Here is a 16,538-nt window from a genome sequence, read left to right on the forward strand (position 1 = left end):
CGCCGCCACGATCGGAGCCGGAGGAGCAGCGCGGACGGGAAGGTCCGCGGCCGAAGCAGCACCGGCGAAGCCGAAGAGAGCGACGCTGGCGAGAAGAATCTTCTTCATGGTTTCTCTTTCCTTATCGATGTCATGCCCCGTCCGAATCAGGGATCCCCTGAATCAAACTGAGCACTATCCATTTATAGAGCGACAACCTGACGAGGGCTGTGACATGACAACCACAGCGACCCAAAGGCACTGTGGCAGCAATGTGGCGTTGAATTTGAGCTTTCCCCTTATGGCCTCGCTGGACTCCAGAACGTACAACTTGGCCGTTTGTTCGCGACGGCGGTCGAAAAATGTCATTTTCGGGGCAACGACCTCAACTGGCGCTACATCTTATCGTTTCAAGAGGTGAATAATGATTAAGAATGTCCTCGTCACCGGCGGTGCGCAGAGAATCGGTCGGAGCATTGTCGAGCGCCTCGCCCGGGAGGGTTATGGCGTTGCCATTCACTGCCGGAGGTCAACCGATGCTGCCGATGACATTGCCGCACGGATAAGATCCGCAGGAGGACTTGCTGCCGTGGTGCAGGGCGATCTTGCGGATGCTTCAGCCGTCGAGCGCTTGATAGACGATGCCGTGAAGGCACTCGGCTCTCCGCTGACCCTTCTCGTCAACAATGCCTCGGAATTCGAGCCCGACGAGATCGAAACCCTCTCGCAGGATCGATGGGATCGGCATTTCGCCGTGAACCTTCGCGCCCCCGCCTTCCTTGCTCGTGATTTCGCGCGCCAATTGCCGCCTGATCGCGAGGGTTCCATCGTCAATATCGTCGATCAGCGGGTCTGGAAACCGACGCCGCAATTCTTCTCCTATACGTTGACGAAGGCTGCCCTGTTCACCGCCACGCAGACGATGGCGCAGGCGCTTGCGCCCCGCATCCGCGTGAACGCCATCGGACCCGGTCCGACCCTCGCCAATGAGCGTCAGGGAGATGGGGATTTCGCCAAGCAGGCGGGCGCTGTGCTCCTCGGTCATGGCGGCACGCCAGAGGAAATTGCGGATGCTGTCGTTTATCTGGCAGGAGCGCGCAGCGTGACGGGCCAGATGATCGCCGTCGACGGCGGCCAGCATCTCGCCTGGGAAACGCCGGACGTAGCCGGCATCAAGGAGTGAGCGTGATCGCCGAGATCAGGCGGCCGTAATCGGGCTCACTGCGATGCGTGGTGCGGCGATAGCTGAAGAACCGCTCTTCGTCGGAATAGGTGCAGAGCCCGAGATCGGTGAAGTCGCCGATCCCGGCTGCGTTCAGGCGCGCGCCGATGAAGCCTGGAAGATTGAACATCGCGTGATCCGGCTTCTCGGAGGGGCGGAAGAAGTGTTCATGCCCAGGAGCTTCTTCCGCAAAGCGCCGCACGAATTCCGGACCGACCTCATAAGCCTCTTGGCTGATTGTGGGGCCGAGCACCGCAACGATCCGGCTGCGCTCTGCGCCGAGCCTCTCCATGGCTTCGATGGTGGATTCGAGAACCCCCGTCACTGCCCCGCGCCAACCTGCATGGGCCGCGCCAATCACGCCGCCCTCAGTATCGGCAAACAGCACCGGGCCGCAATCCGCCGTGGTGATGGCAAGCGCCAATCCCGGCACCTTCGTTACCATGGCGTCGGCTTTCGGGCGCTCGGGCCCCCAAGGGCCTTCCACGAGCACCGCGTCGGGCGAGTGCACCTGATACACGCTGATCAGCGTATCGGGCGTCACATTCAGTGTGTCTGCCATGCGACGGCGGTTTTCCCTCACCCGGTCCGGCTCGTCCGATGAGCCGATGCCCCCGTTGAGAGAGGCATAGATGCCCTCCGACACGCCGCCCTGACGCGTGAAGAATGCGTGGCGGATGTTGGGAAGCGCGGAAAGGGAAGGGGCTTGGATGAACATGGTGCAGAAACTTTAGGAGACTGAAGACAGGGGCGGCAGTCCGGGAACGGCTTGAAGGCTCTTATGAGTAACGGCCAAAACCTTAAAGAGCTCTCCCATGCCTTTCTCCCCGCGCTCCGTCAGGCGAGAGAGTGACGCGTCGATCGCGACGGCTTGAGCCGGCGTGGCGCGCCTTTTCAGTGAGGATGCGCGCGCATCGATGCCGAGCGCCTGAAGGAAATCTCCTTGAGTGCCGAGGCCATGCACTTGGAGGCCCTGGGCCGAGGCGGCCTGCGCCAGCCGGTGAAAATCCACATGGGTCGTCAGGTCAGCTTCGCCCGGTTCCTCCAGCGGATCGACATAGGTGTGCTGCTTCAATGCTTGCAGTGTATCGCCGAAGGCAGGACCCCAGTAGCCGTAATCGATAATGAGCGCCGTGCCATTATCGCGCGCGAGCCTGCGGGAGAGATCCTGCATGATGTCTATGGACAGGACTGGCCATTCGAGCACGTCGCCGATGTGCAGCGGGTTGCCGAGCGATTGTTCGGCCTCGGCGCGTAGGCCGAAGATCAAGCGATTATCTTCAAGCCCAACGAGGCGTTCGCACCAGCCGCGCTCCGTGGCGAGGAACTGGCGGATGGGGAGCGCATCGAAGAACTCGTTGGCGATGAGGAGCATCGGGCCTTCGGGCACATCCTCCAGCCGCTCATGCCAATGGAGGGGCAGGTTTGATGAAGCGAGCGTCGCCTGCTGTCGCTGCTTCAGGACGGGGCTCGTTTCCACGAGGTGTACTTGCGCGGCGCTTCCGAAATCCGGCAGCAGCTTCGTGGCACGCAGGAGATCCGCCATCAGCGTGCCGCGTCCCGGTCCGAGCTCGACGAGATGAACGGGAGCAGGGCGGCCCATGGCATTCCACACCTCCAGCATCCAGAGGCCGATCAGCTCTCCGAACATCTGGCTGATCTCAGGTGCCGTGGTGAAATCGCCTGCCGATCCCAGCGGGTCGCGCGTGGCATAGTAATGCTGCAGGCACAGGCTCATGTAGCGCTCGACCGTGATCGGGCCTTCGAGGGAGATCAGCTCGCGTACATGTTGGCCTAGCGACTTCATGCAGCCTCGACGGTCTTCGCCGGCCGGGTGTAGCCGCGCGCTGCCATGACGATGAAGGCTGCGCCGACAACCGCCATCGGCACGGAAAGCAGCATGCCCATGGTGATGCCGCCTCCCAAGCCCTCGACGGACGAGCCGAAGAGGAAGCCGAGCTGCGCATCGGGCTCGCGGAAGAATTCGCAGACGATACGGGCAACGGCGTAACCCAGCACGAAGATGCCGCCGAGGAGACCCGGACGCTTGAAGCCGAATTTGCGGGCAGCGACCGCCATGACGATGAATAGGATCAGGCCCTCGCCGAGCGCTTCATAGAGCTGGCTCGGATGCCGGGGTTCAGGACCAGCATGGGGGAACACCACGGCATAAGGAAAATCAGGAGCAGGGCGGCCCCACAATTCACCGTTGATGAAGTTGGCAATGCGCCCGAAGAACAGGCCGATGGGCGTTACCACGGCAGCCATGTCGAGTAGCGCAAGCGCATTGAGGCCGCGCGAGCGGGCGAACAGAACGAGCGCCAGCACCGCGCCGAGGAAGCCGCCATGGAACGACATGCCGCCATGCCAGACAGCGAATATCTCGAGCGGGTTCTGAAGATAGGCGCTAAAGTTATAGAATAGCACATAGCCCGTGCGACCGCCGAGGACGACGCCGAGCGCCACCCAGACAATGAGATCGTCGATCTCCGTGGGTTTCGGCTGACGTAAAGTGCCCCAGAGGTCGGCCTTGGCTGCAAGACGCTTGGCATAGAGCCAGCCGCCGAGAAGGCCCGCCACATAGGCAAGCGCATACCAGCGGATCGCGAAGGGGCCGATGGTGAAGGCGACGGGGTCGAGAATGGGAAATGACAGAGGCATGGCAGGCCTTGGATAATCGGTTCGCCATTGGACCCTGTGGGGACGGATCGTCAACCCTGTTGCAGTTTCCCGCAAATGCGCCCACATCTGGCTTTCCTGGGCTTATAGGCCTCTCGAATGGTGTGGACTTCAATCATGACTCAATCCTCCAACCGGATTTTCGATGAACTCGCCCGTCTGGCCACCGATGCTGCAGGCGCCGCGCAGGGTGTCCGGCGAGAGGTCGAAACCGTTGTCCGCAGCCAGTTCGAGCGTTTGATCAAGGACATGGATGTCGCTACCCGCGAGGAGGTGGAGGTGTTGCGCGAGATGGTGCTCGCCGCCCGCGCCGAGAACGAACGCATGGAAGCTCGTCTGAAGGTCCTGGAAGAAAAACTCGCCCAATCCGGCGCAGACACCCCCTCCGTCACCTAACCTTTGGGGGTAGACACCCCCTGCTTCAGGCGCATCCCTCCTGTTGTGGACAGGTCTGGGAAGCGCATTGTGAGCAAGCCCAAAATCTAAGACTGTGATTCATGAGCTGATTCGGGCCTGACGTGACAAGAATCCTGAGTGCCTTCATGTATTCAGGAAGGTCTTCTCAAATATTGCTCGAGTTAACGCAATGATATTGCCTGGTTGTGTTTGCCATAATTCAGGCGTTCAAGCTTTTTGGATCGACATGTCTCAGCATCACATCGAAATCGATCGCCTGGAGCATCCTCTCGACGTGGTTGAGCGGCTTGCTTCCCTGCGCCATTGGATTTTCGATCGTGCGGATGCTGATGAAATGTCGGTCTCGGTCGCCGGGCGCTGGGCCGATTACGATATCGCCTTCACCTGGATCGAGGATGTGGAGGCGCTCCACGTTGCCTGCGCCTTCGACCTGAAGGTGCCGGAGCGTCGGCGCCAGGATGTGCTGCAGCTCATCTCCTTCATCAACGAGCAGCTCTGGGTCGGCCATTTCGATCTGTGGAGCACGGAAAACGTCGTGATGTTCCGCCACTCCCTGCTGCTGGCAGGCGGCGCGGACCCGACCCAGGGCCAGTGCGAGACCATGCTGCGCGTGGCGGTGGAAGCCTGCGAGCGGTATTTCCAGGCCTTCCAGTTCGTGATCTGGGCCGGCAAGTCCGCGCGCGAGGCTCTCGACAGTGTTCTGTTCGAAACCGAAGGCGAGGCTTGAGCCTGAAACAACAGACCAGCCTCGACAGGGCAGGGGGCCTTGTGAATAGTAGCGGCCTTCGCTTCATTCACATGCCGGAAGATATCCTATGCCCACTCATGCTCAGTACCTGCCTTCGTCCCTCATTCTCGTCGGTGCCGGCAAGATGGGCGGCTCCATGTTGGAGGGTTGGCTTAAAGTCGGCATGAAGCCTTCGGGCGTGACGGTCATCGATCCGCGACCGTCGGAAGAGATGACGCGCTTCTGCTCAGAGAAGGGCATTGCGCTCAATCCCGCCAATCCGTCGCCTGCCGATGTGCTCGTGCTCGCCATCAAGCCGCAGATGCTGGAAGACGCCGCACCTGCGCTCAACGGCTATCTTGGGCCCCGGACGCTCATCATCTCCATTCTCGCGGGCAAGACGACCGGGAATTTGAAAGCACGGCTCCCCACTGCTTCCGCTATCGTGCGCGCCATGCCGAACCTGCCCGCCAGCATCGGGCGTGGCGCAACGGGGGCGGCCATCAATGCGGAAGTGAGCGAGGAGCAGCGCCTGATGGCCGATGCGCTGCTGTCCAGCAACGGTATCGTCGAATGGTTGTCCTCCGAGGATCTGATCGATGCCGTGACCGCCGTGTCCGGTTCAGGCCCGGCTTACGTGTTTCATCTCGTCGAGTGCCTGGCGGAAGCGGGTGCCGCGGCCGGCTTGCCGCCCGATCTCGCGCAGCGCCTTGCACGCGCCACGGTGACGGGGGCGGGCGAGTTGCTGTTCCAGAGCGACCTGCCCCCCGCAACGCTGCGCCAGAACGTGACCTCGCCCGGCGGTACTACGGCTGCGGCGCTCGAAGTGCTCATGCGCGATCCCGGCGGCCTCAAAGCACTCATGCGCGAGGCCGTGGCTGCGGCGAAGCGCCGGGCGGAAGAACTCGCGGGCTGACAGATCGAGTAAGGCGCCTAGATCAATCGGCAGATTGAAAGTTCAGGAGAGTGTCATGACGACGGATGCCCCGGTCGATAAACGCAAGGCCATCATCGATGCGTTGATGAGGCTCGCCGCCACGCGCGCCTGGAGCGAGATCGAGATCACCGATATCGCGCAGGAAGCAGGCGTGTCGCTCGCCGAATTCCGTGACCTCTTCCCTTCCAAGGGGGCGGTTCTTGGCGGCCTCTCCCGCCGGATTGATCGCAAGGTGCTGGAGGAGACAACAGACGATCTTGCCGGAGAGCCCGCGCGCGAGCGAATCTTCGATGTCATCATGCGCCGCTTCGATGCGCTTGAGCCCTACAAGGCAGCGCTCCGGCGGATCTATCGTGATCTTCAATACGATCCGCTTCCCCTTGCCGCGCTCCATCAGGTGACCGTCAACTCGATGCGCTTCATGCTGGCGGCCGCCGGCGTAAGTACGGAAGGGCCGCTTGGTACCCTGAAGCTCCAGGGTGCGGTGCTCGTTTACGCCAACACGATGCGCACATGGCTCGAGGACGATGATCCGGCTCTCGCCAAGACCATGGCGCGTCTCGATCGCGAATTGCGGCGCGGCGAGCGCGTGCTGGAGGGAGCCGACGATCTGCGTCGCCTCACAGCGCCGTTTCGCGCTCTCGGACGGGCGCTCATGGAAGGTCGCCGCTCGGTGCGTCGTGAACGGCGGGACACCAACGAGGGCGATGCGGATAATCCTGCAGCCGCGATCTAATTGAAAAACGGGGAATTATATGGATCAGGCACAATCGCTTACTCCGAAGATTACGTTCGACGACTTTCTGAAAGTCGATATTCGCGTCGGCCGCATCGTCACTGCGGAGCCGTTCCCGCAGGCCCGCAAGCCTGCCTTCAGGCTCACCATCGATTTCGGCCCCGAGATCGGTACCAAGCGCTCGTCCGCGCAGATCACGGTGAACCACAAGATCGAGGAGCTCGTGGGCTCGCTGGTGCTCGCAGTGGTCAATTTCCCGCCGCGTCAGATCGGGCCTTTCATATCGGAGGTTCTAACGCTTGGCGTGCCTGATGCGAACGGCGACGTGATGCTCATTCGGCCAGACAGGGAAGTGCCGATCGGTGGGCGGCTTTATTGAAGGCTCGGCATCCAGGACGACACCATCTTCGTCATTACCGGCCTTGTGCCGGTGATCTCGATTGAGAGAAGCGCAGTGCTCTTCTAGATTGAGATGGCCGGGACAAGCCCGGCCATGACAAGGTGGGTGTCGTCAGGCCGGCAGCCGAACCGTCGCTCGCAGACCCCCGAGAGGACTGTCGCCAAGCGTGATATCGCCGCCATGAGAGCGGGCGATATCACGCGCAATTGCAAGGCCTAGACCTGAGCCGCCCTCATCCTGGTTGCGTGCTTCGTCGAGACGAACGAAAGGTTTGAATACTTCCTCGCGCATGGCGGGTGGAATGCCTGGGCCATCATCGTCCACATGCAGAATAAGCCAGCGCGTTTCATGATTGGCGGTGATCGCGATCCGCTCACCGTGGCGTGCGGCGTTGGAGACGAGATTGAAGAGGAGGCGGCGGAAGGCATCGGGGCGAACGATGATGATCGGATCGCCGACGATATCGAGCTCCGTCACATGACCTTGGCGCTCGGCATCGGATTGCGCCTCTTCGAGAAGCTGGCGCAGATCCGTCTCGCTAGCCTGCTCACCCGCATCACCTCCTTCGCCACGCGCAAAGGCAAGATAACCCTCGAGCATGCGGCTCATCTCGTCGATATCGCGCTTGAGGTCCTCGACCTCGGGCGTTTGCTGCATGAGCGCAAGCGATAGCTTGAAGCGCGTGAGGATCGTGCGCAGATCGTGGCTGACGCCGTTGAGCATCGTCGTGCGCTGTTCGATGTTGCGCTCGATGCGCCGCTTCATCTCAAGGAAGGAGTATCCGGCCTGGCGCACCTCGCGTGCGCCGCGCGGACGGAACTCGATCTCACGTCCCATGCCAAGCGCTTCCGCCGCTTCTGCAAGGCGTAGGATCGGCCTGATCTGATTGCGCAGGAACAGGATGGCGATTCCGAGCAGCACGAAGGATGAGCCGCCCATCCACACGAGGAAGATGTGCGAGTTCGAGGCATAGGCCTGGCTGCGCCGTGCGAGCACCCGCATGACGGTATTCTGGTTGAGCTTGATGCGGATTTCCACGTAGTTCGAGCGTCCGACCGTATCGAGCCAATAGGGCCGGTCGATCTGGCGGCGCAGCTCGTTGGAGAGGGTCTCGTCCAGAATAGAGAAGAAGGGCTTCGGGCCAGGTGGCGGCAAATCGGTGTTGTGCAGGATATCCACGTCGAGCTGCAGGCTGTCAGATGCGATGCGCGTAAGCGTCGTTGCTTCCTTGTCCTGCGGATAACTTTCGTAGATCTGAATGAGGGCTGCGATGTCTGCTGTGACGGCCGAGGAGAGACGGCGCGTCACCAGCTCGTAATGCCGCTCCATGAACACGTAAGCGACGACGGATTGAAGCAGGATCACCGGAGCGATGATGATGATGAGCGCGCGCGCATAAAGCCCCTTCGGCAGTAATCGGCCGAACCAGCGTGCCGCGCGATCCAGCGGCGTGTAATGAAGGGCCGCGCCAATCTTCATCGGTCGATCACGAGACGATAGCCGATGCCACGCACGGTCTGCAGGAAGATCGGATTGGCCGGATCGTCCTCGATCTTGCGGCGCAGGCGGTTGATCTGCACGTCCACAGTGCGCTCGTTCGCGGCTGCGCCATTGCCGGCCAGCGCTTCGCGCGGAACGTTGTCGCCGGTTGCTGATCCTAAGATTGTCAGGATCTCGCGCTCGCGCTCGGTGATGCGCACGATGTCATCGCCGCGCCGCAGTTCGCCACGATCGAATCGGTACGAGAACGGACCGAAATAAATGAGTTCAGGCACATTGCCGCTCGGCGCACCCGCCGCAGGCCAGGCGCGCTTGAGGATGTTGCCGAGGCGCAAGAGCAGTTCTCGCGGCTCGAAGGGTTTGGGCAAGTAGTCGTCCGCGCCGATTTCGAGGCCTTTGACCCGGTCGGACGTGTCGGACCGGGCCGTGAGCATCAGGATTGGGATCTGCGAGTTTTCCCGGATGCTGCGCGCGTAGTCGAAGCCCGACTCACCCGGCATCATCACGTCGAGCACGAGGGCGTCGAACAGAAAGCTCTCGGCCTTGGAGCGCGCTTCCGCCGCGCTGGCCGCTGCCGTCACGCGATAGCCGTTCTCGGTCAAGAACCGGGTAAGGAGGTCGCGCAGGCGCCGGTCGTCGTCCACCACGAGAACGTGGGGGGCGTGGTCGGGAATGTCGATGCGGGGTGCTTCCATGGGCTCCGGGGCGCTTGTTCAAGGGCCCCCTGCTTTATCAGGTTTTGTCCGGCCCGAATACGAGGTGCTTCACATGCTCGCGGTCGTCCGGGTCGATGAGGCACAGGAGGTATTGGCTGATCGCCTCCTTGGCTTGCGGTTCCGCACCCGATAGCGCGCGCATGATGCGGCGGGTCTGGAGCTTGGCGAGCTTCAAGGCGAGATCATGACCTTGCGGCGTGGCATGGAGCAGCCGCTGGCGCCGGTCGGCGGTCCCCGTGCGGCTCTCGATGAAATTCTTCTCGATCAGCTCCTTGAGGACGCGATTGAGGCTCTGCTTCGTGATCCTTAAGATATCCAGAAGCTCGGCAATTGTCAGGCCTGGCTGACGGCTGACGAAATGCAGGACCCGGTGATGCGCCCGGCCAAAGCCATATTCGTCCAGGATCCTGTCCGGATCGCTGACGAAGTCGCGATAGGCAAAGAAAAACAGCTCGATCAGGTCATAGGCCGGCATCTCGGCCAGGATGTCCTTGTCGAGGCTCTGTTCGGGGGCTTGGGGTTTGAAAGCCGGGATCGCGTCTGGCACCGTCCTTATCCAATTTTATGTCAGCCTTGTTGACATATCTCAGGACGATTGTTACTCGTCAAGCCGCTTTCGTGAAATGAATGAAACTGAAATGACACGGAAGCGACCGGAAATTACACGGCCCCGGTTGCCACAAAGGTCGACAGTTAAGGAGAAAACGATGTCCGCGACCCCCTTCGATCAACGTGATGGTTGGATTTGGTACGACGGGCAGCTCGTACCCTGGAAGGATGCCAAGCTCCACGTCCTCTCGCACGGCCTCCACTACGGCTCGAGCGTGTTCGAGGGTGAGCGCGCCTATGGGGGCGAGATCTTCAAGTCGACCGAGCATTCCGAGCGCCTGAAGAAGTCCGCTCAGATTCTCGATTTCGAAATTCCCTACACGGTGGCCGAGATCGATGCCGCCAAGCGCCTCGTTCTGGAGAAGAACGGCCAGACGGATGCCTATCTGCGTCCGGTTGCCTGGCGCGGCTCGGAGATGATGGGCGTGGCCGCTCAGACCAACAAGATCCACCTCGCCATCGCCTCCTGGGAATGGCCGAGCTATTTCGATCCGGCCCAGAAGATGAAGGGCATCCGCATCGACATGGCGGAATACCGCCGTCCCGATCCGGCGACCGCCCCGTCGGCTGCGAAGGCTGCTGGTCTCTACATGATCTGCACCATTTCGAAGCATAAAGCGGAGCGCAAAGGCTATGCCGATGCCCTCATGCTCGACTGGCAGGGCCGCATTGCCGAATGCACGGGCGCCAACGTGTTCTTCGTGAAAGACGGTGTGGTCCACACCCCCATCGCCGATTGCTTCCTCGATGGCATCACCCGCAAGACGGTGATCGAACTCGCCAAGCGCCGCGGCCTCGAAGTGGCCGAGCGCCGGATCATGCCGGAGGAGCTCTCGAGCTTCCAGGAATGCTTCATCACCGGCACGGCGGCGGAAGTCACACCCGTGTCCGAGGTCGGCCCCTATACCTACACGCCGGGCAACATCACCAAGGCGCTCATGGACGACTACACGGCCGAGGTGCAGCCCAAGGCTAAGGCTGCCTAAAGCCCCTCATATCGATGCGACTCGTGATGCCCGGCCTCGTGCCGGGCATCCACGTTTCTAAGCCTTGCTGCCCAAAAGACGTGGCTGGCCGTGCTTGTTAAAAATCCTCCGCGTCGGGAATGCGGTTGAAGGCGATCTTCGCTCCCGCATAGCCGCCAGGGATGTCGACCCACGGCCCGAAGTGCAGAAGCGTCTGTCCATGGTTGGTGTTGAGCCGGTCGGCGATGGCGGACAGATATTCCATCCGGCGTTTGAGCTGTGCTTCGGCCGTGTCTCCGAACAGATCCTCCTCAATCTCCTGCAACGGCACGAGATCATGCAGCGCCACATGAACGCTGCGGCTGCGGCGCATGTCCTCACGGTCGGCATGGAGAAAAAGGCGGCTTAGAGCTGCAAGCAGCGAGGGATCATCCCAGGTCGGGGCAAAACGCTCCTCGCCGTACCAACCGGCGCTGTTCTTGTCGGTAAGCCAGAGAGCCAGCGCCTTTGTCGAAAAGCCCGCGCGACGCATGCGCCGTGAGGCTTTCACCAAGAGAACGCGGGCAGCCGCATAGGCGCCGTTCAAGTGCCGCCAATCGGCCGGCAGCACGCGTCCATGGCCGAACATACGCCGCTGGGTCTCAGGCCGCTCGACGGTGTAGCCATGCAGGCCCATCCAGAGCCGCTCGCCCTCGACGCTCCCCCAGAGGCGGCGCAATTCTTTCGGCTGAAGTCGCCAGAGGGCGGCCATGTCGGTGATTCCGGCGCGGGCGAGGCGGGCCGCATTGCCGCGCGCGATACCAGGAATGTCAGTGAGGTCGAGCGAGAGCAGGGGGCCGGGCAGATCCTCCGGATCGATAGCCACAAGCCCGTCCGGCTTGTTCATCTCGGCGGCGATCTTCGCCAGGAGGTCGTTGGGGCCAAGGCCCACGGAGCAGGTGAGGGTGTGGCCGATCCTCGTGGCAATGGCCTCCTTCACGCGCCTGCCAAGGGCCAGCCCCTCGGCCTGCTCGGAGGGCAGGAGAGCGCAGACCGCCTCGTCGATGGAGCACACGGCCTTGACCGGCACGATGCTCTCGATGATGTCGATGATCCTGCGATGAAGCTCCACATAGCGCTCATGCCGCGCATTCACGAAAACAAAATCGGGGAACTGCCGCCGCACGTTGCGCACATAGGCTCCGCGCTTGATGCCGAGCGCCTTCGCTTCGCGGCTGACGGCGATCAGCCCCGTATGCTCGGAATCGACGGGAATAACCCCCATGGGCCTGCCGCGAAGATGCGGCTGCAGGTGCTGCTCGGCGCTGGCGAAGAAGGAATCGAAATCGACATAAAGCCGTTCGAGGCCTGCCGGTTTGCGCATGGCTGCTTACCTGTCTTTGTGTGCATGAACAAACAGAGAACATAAGCTAAGCCGTGAGTCGAGCGCCCGACCTGTGGATAACGGGGACGAGTCGCCGGGAGTAGCTCTTCTTTCCGCAAGGGAACCAAGGACCTGATTCCGATGTTCTCATTTCGGAACAGAAAGAGAACATTAGGAGTCTCACATGACGCCGAAAAACAGCACCTCTCACCATGGCGCTCATGAGCGAAAGCACGCGACCGAGCCCGACAATCCGAAGGTCAATCCTGCTGCGTCCGATAACCGGGTTAAGGATCCGGAGGATTGGGTGACAGGCCATGAGCCCATGACAGGCGCGCAGGCGTCCTATCTCAAAACGCTTTCCGAGCAGGCGCACGATCCGAAGGCCTTCGACCCTGATCTCGACAAGGCAGAAGCCTCGAAGCGGATCGACCAGCTTAAGAAAGGAAAGGGTCATTAAGCATCAGGGACCCATTCGATCCGAATAGCGTTAGGATCAGTGGCCAAGCCCTTCCGCAAGGGCTTGGCCATCCCCACATTAAGGCCTGGAGCGTCGTGCTCCTTTGGGATGAAAACGAAACGATGATGAAATTTGCTTCTCGCCGAAGCCGCGTCATGGTCGCTCTGGCTGCCGCTTTGGTTCTGGCCGGCAGCGCCGCCGAAGCACGCGTCGGCGGGGGACGAGGCAGCTTCGGATCGCGCGGTGCGCGCACCTATACGCCTCCTCCGGCAACCCGAACGGCGCCTGAAGCTGCTGCGCCCATTCAGCGCTCGCAGACCCCGAACCAGGGTCCGACCTACAATAACCCGGGTCTGCAGGGTCCGAACGTGGCGCAGCCGCGCCGGTTCGGCTTCGGCACGGGCCTGATGGCTGGCCTCTTCGGTGCGGGCCTGCTCGGCATGCTCATGGGCAACGGCTTCTTCGGTGGTCTCGCAGGTCTGGCCTCGGTCGTGGGGCTTCTGCTCCAGATCGGCCTGCTCGTGCTGCTGATCTCGTTCGCAATGAAGTGGTTCCGCCGACGCCAGGAGCCGTCCTATGCGGGTCCGCAGGGCTACCAGCGAACCACCACGGGCGGCAGCGTGCCGCCGGCCGGCGGTCGCCCCATGGCGGGTGGCTTGGGCGGTTTGGGTGGTGGCGCTCTTGGTGGGACTCTCGGCGGTGCATTGGGTGGCATGAACCAGTATCGCCGCCGCACCGACGTGCGCGATGAGATCGGCATCGGCGAGAAGGATTATGCTGCCTTCGAGCGCTCGCTTGTCGAACTGCAGGATGCCTATTCGCGCCAGGACATCGAAAAGCTCTGGACATTGGCTACGCCTGAAATGGCGGGCTACATCCAGGAGGAGCTCAACGACAACGCTGCGCGCGGTGTCGTGAACAAGGTCTCGAATGTGCGCTTGGACCAGGGCGATCTCTCCGAAGCCTGGCGTGAGGGCACGGCGGAATATGCGACCGTTGCCATGCGCTTCTCGCTGATCGACGTGCTGACCGACAAGGCAACCGGCCGGGTGTTGGAGGGAGATCCCTCGAAGCCTGAGGAAGCCAGGGAGGTGTGGACCTTCCGTCGCGACCAGGGCGGTCCATGGAAGATCTCCGCGATCCAGCAGGCGTAACGTTTCGATACTGATCAACATCAAAGCGGCCGGTGGGAACCGGCCGCTTTTTTGTTGTCGCGATTGCCCTGCAATCACTCCGCGGCTTGGCGGCGACCGGCGTGAGACCCTTCGCGGACCTCTTCGATGATCTTGCTCACGAAGGCGTCGAGATCGCCTGGGTTGCGGCTCGTGATCACGCCTTGATCTGTCACGACTGTCTCATCGCGCCACTGACCACCGGCATTCATCACATCTGTCTTGATGGAGTGATAGGAGGTGCATCGCTTGCCCTTGATGACGCCTGCTTCGACAAGCAGCCACGGCGCGTGGCAGATGGCGGCAATCACTTTGCCGGATGAGTAGAAGGCGCGGATGATCTCGATGGCCTTCGGCTCAACGCGCAGCTTGTCGGGATTGATCTGTCCGCCTGGCAGCACGAGCGCGTCGCAGGCAGAGGCATCGATCGTCTCGATGTCTTTGTCGACCGTCACGCTCTTGCCCCAATCCCTCTCGTTCCACCCGCGGATCTCGGCTGAATCCATGCGTGATTTGGGCGCTGCGACTTCAACTGTCGCACCAGCTTCCGAGAGTTTCTGCTGCGGAACCATGAGTTCCGACTGCTCGAAACCATCAGTCGCCATAATGAGAATCTTGGCCTGTTTAAGATCCGGCATGACACACTCTCCATCGTCTCACGGGATGGCGGTGGAACGGGTGAGGAGGGCAGGGGTTCCGAAATGTCGCGCATGCGGAACCCGATTTGCATGGGCCGGTTGATCCGATCACGGACAATTCGACAAGGATGAAAAGAATGGTCAATCCAGGAGTGCCGACGAAGGATCCGCTTCCTGGCGGAAACATTCCAAGCGAGGTACCGCCCGGCACGGATCCTGACGATCTGCCGGATACGGGGCCGACAGGTCCGCGCACGCCTTACCCCGTGAACGATCCGGGGATCACCGATCCGAGAGGGCCGGGCTCAGAACCTGATTACCTGCCCGGCAATCCGACCGATCCGGGAACGCGGTTCTGATATTGGCGGAGAGTTAGATTTCGAGAATGGCGTAGGATTTGCCCGTCGGCTTCTCGATGTGTCTGGCCACGTTGTAGACCGGCTGCCCGCCGGGCGTGCGCCCTTCGAAGCGGCCGCGATGCGCGTGGCCGTGCACAATGGCGCTCACCTTGAACCGGTCGATGGTCTCAGCCAAGCGTGAGGAACCTAGGAAGGGATAGATCTCCAGCGGCTCGCTTTCGATGGTATCAACGACCGGCGCATAGTGGAGAATGACCACGGATCGCTTGGCTTTGACATGCCGCATGGCATTCTCGAGCCTCAATGTTTCGTTCATGGTCTCGTTGACGAACTGCTTCATGGCAGGCTCGCCGAAGTAGCCCAGCATGCGTCGTCCAAAACCACCGGCAAATCCCTTCACGCCGACGAAGCCGACGCCGTCGATCTCGACGGATTGCCCGTCGAGCAGTTTCATGCCCGCCTCGCGAAGAATGTGCGCCACCTCTTCATGGGCTCCGCACTCGTAATCGTGGTTGCCGAGCACGCCGACAACGGGGATCGAGCAGGCCTTGAGGTCCTGCGCGAGGAGCTCGGCTTCCTTTGGCTTGCCGAGATCCGTGAGGTCGCCTGCAAGGACGAGGACATCTGCCTCCCGCGAGATTTCGCCAAACAGTTCGCGATAGGATTCCGCATTGTCTTCACGCACGTGAAGGTCGCCCATGGCTGCGACCTTCAGGGTCTTCTCAATGTCACTCATTCCGCCATTCACCTTCGCCACCGACATCGGCGAAACCCCATTGTTTCACGTCAATCTCATAATCGATGCGAGAGAACATCCGTCCCCGGCACACCTTCATCTGCGGCGGCGGAAGATCGAGCTGCTTTGCCAATCTGTCGAGCAGCTCGTCCATGACCCAGCGCGGAACCTTGTCGCGCTCGGACGGATAAATCCAGCGGAAGTTGAGAAGGTGCATGAGCATCACCTCCCAATGCACTTCCATGTAGGCGAGCAGGCCATGCCAGTCGATTTGATCGTGCGCCTTGAGAATGGTGTGCGCTACATCTGCGCCGTCATAGCGGTGGCGAAGCTGGATGAAGCATTTGGACCAGACGAGTTCGGTCGGCCCTACGATGCGGACGGGCGAGCCGAATACCTCGATCTGTCGCGCATTCTCGAACCATTGATCACCAATGGGCATCGTGCCGTTCGAGGAGGCGAAGATCACGTCGAAGAAGTACTGCCCCTTAAAAACTTTACCGAGCCAGCGATCGTCTTCGATCTCGACGGAATATCCGAGATTCTTGAAATGCGATAGCACGCGCGTGTAGTCGCCCGCCTTGCAGAAGATGTCGAGATCCTTCGTGGGGCGCGTGATGCCGGTATAGGCCGAGAGAGCGTAGGTGCCGGCGAGCAGGAAGGGTAGGCCGAGTTGGTTCAGCTCCCGCAGAGCCTCGGCGTAGAACGCCTCCGATTCCGGGTATTTCAGCGTCGGCTCCGCTTTGGCATCCATGATCGGGACGCTCTGGGGAGGATGGGAGGTGAGGTCTGGGTCGTGAGCTACCATAGGCTTTGTCCAAAGCGGAGCCGATGATGACCCGCGTTCGACAACCGTATGGCCGTAATGAAGTTCCGCAGCGGCTCAGCTTAAGCTGGGAGAGCCCGGGTGCTCCCCTGAGCAT

General features: G+C 61.4%; 20 protein-coding genes. 10 read left to right on the forward strand and 10 right to left on the reverse strand.

Annotated features, from left to right (window positions below; all coding sequences use genetic code 11):
• The first annotated feature begins 403 nt into the window (after positions 1-403).
• On the forward strand, positions 404-1,162 hold the full coding sequence (locus AA309_RS06705) for an SDR family oxidoreductase (RefSeq protein ID WP_047188243.1): 759 nt from the start codon (positions 404-406) through the stop codon (positions 1,160-1,162).
• Here AA309_RS06705 and pgeF read toward each other — a convergent pair.
• The 3 genes from pgeF to lgt are packed head-to-tail and all read right to left on the reverse strand — an operon-like array spanning position 1,152 to position 3,862.
• Positions 1,152-1,919, reverse strand: a complete 768-nt coding sequence (gene pgeF, locus AA309_RS06710; RefSeq protein ID WP_047188244.1) for a peptidoglycan editing factor PgeF — start codon at positions 1,917-1,919, stop codon at positions 1,152-1,154. The two genes, AA309_RS06705 and pgeF, sit on opposite strands and share 11 nt — an antisense overlap.
• A 12-nt stretch (positions 1,920-1,931) precedes the next feature.
• Positions 1,932-3,008 carry a class I SAM-dependent methyltransferase gene (locus AA309_RS06715; RefSeq protein WP_047188245.1) on the reverse strand — a complete coding sequence of 359 codons (1,077 nt, stop codon included), beginning with the start codon at positions 3,006-3,008 and terminating at the stop codon, positions 1,932-1,934.
• Positions 3,005-3,862 carry a prolipoprotein diacylglyceryl transferase gene (gene lgt, locus AA309_RS06720; protein WP_047188246.1) on the reverse strand — a complete coding sequence of 286 codons (858 nt, stop codon included), beginning with the start codon at positions 3,860-3,862 and terminating at the stop codon, positions 3,005-3,007. The genes AA309_RS06715 and lgt overlap by 4 nt, the downstream gene beginning before the upstream one ends.
• A 135-nt stretch (positions 3,863-3,997) precedes the next feature.
• Here lgt and AA309_RS06725 point away from each other — a divergent pair, with 135 nt between their 5' ends.
• The 5 genes from AA309_RS06725 (at position 3,998) to AA309_RS06745 (ending at position 7,076) form a co-directional block, all read left to right on the forward strand.
• Positions 3,998-4,276 (forward strand): accessory factor UbiK family protein, encoded by a 279-nt coding sequence (locus AA309_RS06725; RefSeq protein WP_047188247.1) that lies wholly within the window; start codon positions 3,998-4,000, stop codon positions 4,274-4,276.
• Between the two features lie 247 nt (positions 4,277-4,523).
• The gene (locus AA309_RS06730) at positions 4,524-5,024 is read left to right on the forward strand and encodes a type III secretion system chaperone family protein (RefSeq protein ID WP_047188248.1); all 501 of its coding nucleotides are present in this window, start codon (positions 4,524-4,526) and stop codon (positions 5,022-5,024) included.
• A gap of 88 nt (positions 5,025-5,112) precedes the next feature.
• A complete protein-coding gene (gene proC / locus AA309_RS06735) occupies positions 5,113-5,940 on the forward strand; it encodes a pyrroline-5-carboxylate reductase (RefSeq protein WP_047188249.1) in 828 nt (275 codons plus the stop codon).
• Between the two features lie 55 nt (positions 5,941-5,995).
• Positions 5,996-6,697: a TetR family transcriptional regulator gene (locus AA309_RS06740; RefSeq protein ID WP_047188250.1), complete on the forward strand. Its 702-nt coding sequence runs from the start codon at positions 5,996-5,998 to the stop codon at positions 6,695-6,697.
• Positions 6,698-6,716: 19 nt separating this feature from the next.
• Entirely contained in the window at positions 6,717-7,076 is a 360-nt protein-coding gene (locus AA309_RS06745; protein ID WP_047188251.1) for a tRNA-binding protein, read from the forward strand.
• Between the two features lie 132 nt (positions 7,077-7,208).
• Here AA309_RS06745 and AA309_RS06750 read toward each other — a convergent pair whose 3' ends face one another.
• From AA309_RS06750 to AA309_RS06760, 3 genes are read right to left on the reverse strand one after another with little or no spacing between them, the layout of a single operon-like run.
• Positions 7,209-8,576 (reverse strand): ATP-binding protein, encoded by a 1,368-nt coding sequence (locus AA309_RS06750; RefSeq protein WP_047188252.1) that lies wholly within the window; start codon positions 8,574-8,576, stop codon positions 7,209-7,211.
• A complete protein-coding gene (locus AA309_RS06755; protein WP_047188253.1) occupies positions 8,573-9,292 on the reverse strand; it encodes a response regulator in 720 nt (239 codons plus the stop codon). Before AA309_RS06755 ends, AA309_RS06750 begins: the two co-directional genes overlap by 4 nt.
• Before the next feature lie 37 nt (positions 9,293-9,329).
• On the reverse strand, positions 9,330-9,860 hold the full coding sequence (locus tag AA309_RS06760) for a MarR family winged helix-turn-helix transcriptional regulator (RefSeq protein WP_425286854.1): 531 nt from the start codon (positions 9,858-9,860) through the stop codon (positions 9,330-9,332).
• Between the two features lie 160 nt (positions 9,861-10,020).
• Between AA309_RS06760 and AA309_RS06765 the strand changes: the two genes are divergently transcribed.
• Positions 10,021-10,908 (forward strand): branched-chain amino acid aminotransferase, encoded by an 888-nt coding sequence (locus AA309_RS06765; protein WP_047188255.1) that lies wholly within the window; start codon positions 10,021-10,023, stop codon positions 10,906-10,908.
• A 97-nt stretch (positions 10,909-11,005) separates the two neighbouring features.
• Here AA309_RS06765 and AA309_RS06770 read toward each other — a convergent pair whose 3' ends face one another.
• Complete coding sequence (locus AA309_RS06770) at positions 11,006-12,250, reverse strand: Y-family DNA polymerase (RefSeq protein WP_047188256.1); 1,245 nt, start codon at positions 12,248-12,250, stop codon at positions 11,006-11,008.
• A 184-nt stretch (positions 12,251-12,434) separates the two neighbouring features.
• Between AA309_RS06770 and AA309_RS06775 the strand changes: the two genes are divergently transcribed.
• Entirely contained in the window at positions 12,435-12,710 is a 276-nt protein-coding gene (locus AA309_RS06775) for a DUF3072 domain-containing protein (RefSeq protein WP_047188257.1), read from the forward strand.
• Positions 12,711-12,832: 122 nt separating this feature from the next.
• Positions 12,833-13,864 carry a Tim44 domain-containing protein gene (locus AA309_RS06780; protein WP_047188258.1) on the forward strand — a complete coding sequence of 344 codons (1,032 nt, stop codon included), beginning with the start codon at positions 12,833-12,835 and terminating at the stop codon, positions 13,862-13,864.
• Between the two features lie 74 nt (positions 13,865-13,938).
• Here AA309_RS06780 and AA309_RS06785 read toward each other — a convergent pair whose 3' ends face one another.
• Positions 13,939-14,520, reverse strand: coding sequence for a type 1 glutamine amidotransferase domain-containing protein (locus tag AA309_RS06785; protein ID WP_047188259.1), 582 nt, complete (start codon positions 14,518-14,520; stop codon positions 13,939-13,941).
• Positions 14,521-14,657: 137 nt separating this feature from the next.
• Here AA309_RS06785 and AA309_RS06790 point away from each other — a divergent pair, with 137 nt between their 5' ends.
• The gene (locus AA309_RS06790; RefSeq protein WP_047188260.1) at positions 14,658-14,879 is read left to right on the forward strand and encodes a hypothetical protein; all 222 of its coding nucleotides are present in this window, start codon (positions 14,658-14,660) and stop codon (positions 14,877-14,879) included.
• Between the two features lie 13 nt (positions 14,880-14,892).
• On the opposite strand, the gene AA309_RS06795 is transcribed toward AA309_RS06790, so the two are convergent.
• Together AA309_RS06795 and AA309_RS06800 are read right to left on the reverse strand one after the other, a co-directional pair.
• Positions 14,893-15,615 carry a metallophosphoesterase family protein gene (locus tag AA309_RS06795; RefSeq protein WP_047188337.1) on the reverse strand — a complete coding sequence of 241 codons (723 nt, stop codon included), beginning with the start codon at positions 15,613-15,615 and terminating at the stop codon, positions 14,893-14,895.
• A complete protein-coding gene (locus AA309_RS06800; RefSeq protein ID WP_047188261.1) occupies positions 15,608-16,423 on the reverse strand; it encodes a nucleotidyltransferase family protein in 816 nt (271 codons plus the stop codon). The genes AA309_RS06795 and AA309_RS06800 overlap by 8 nt, the downstream gene beginning before the upstream one ends.
• Positions 16,424-16,538: the final 115 nt, after the last annotated feature.

The sequence above is a fragment of the Microvirga vignae genome, assembly GCF_001017175.1.
In the GTDB taxonomy this organism is placed as follows: domain Bacteria; phylum Pseudomonadota; class Alphaproteobacteria; order Rhizobiales; family Beijerinckiaceae; genus Microvirga; species Microvirga vignae.